The sequence below is a fragment of the Streptomyces sp. WM4235 genome, from assembly GCF_001279725.1.
Classification (GTDB): domain Bacteria; phylum Actinomycetota; class Actinomycetes; order Streptomycetales; family Streptomycetaceae; genus Streptomyces.
This window is the reverse complement of the sequence record NZ_LGDE01000292.1, coordinates 1-425: the sequence shown is the minus strand read 5'-3', so window position 1 is coordinate 425 and position 425 is coordinate 1. Positions and strand designations below refer to the sequence as shown.

Here is a 425-nt window from a genome sequence, read left to right as displayed (position 1 = left end):
GGCGCCCGCGACGGCGGCGCGTGCGGTGGCGGCGTCGGCCAGGCGGGTGCCGGCGGCCCCGTCGAGGGTGACGCGGGCCAGTGGGCGGGTCAGGTCGAGCGGGACCAGCGGGGTCAGCGCGACCTCGGAGGCGGGGACGGCGTACAGCCCGGTGTCGGCGAGGACGAGCAGCACGTCGGCGGCGGCCGCGTCGGCGACGGAGGTGACGGAGCCGGTCAGGGTGCCCGCTCCGACGTCACGCACGCCGGTGGGCAGGGGCGCCCCGGGGGCCAGGGTCAGCGGCACGGCGGGGACGCAGAGCCGCCCACCGGAGGCCACCTGCCGCAGCAGGTCGGACACCTCGGCCGAGGAGGGGTCGCAGCCGAGCAGGATCTCCGCGGCGAGGACCCCGGCGGTCAGATAGGGGACGGGGGCGACGGCCCGGC

1 pseudogene is annotated in these 425 nt (G+C 79.8%); it reads right to left on the bottom strand.

The window, feature by feature from the left end:
- Positions 1–425: pseudogene (locus ADK55_RS19715) on the bottom strand (acyl-CoA dehydrogenase); the annotation flags it as partial.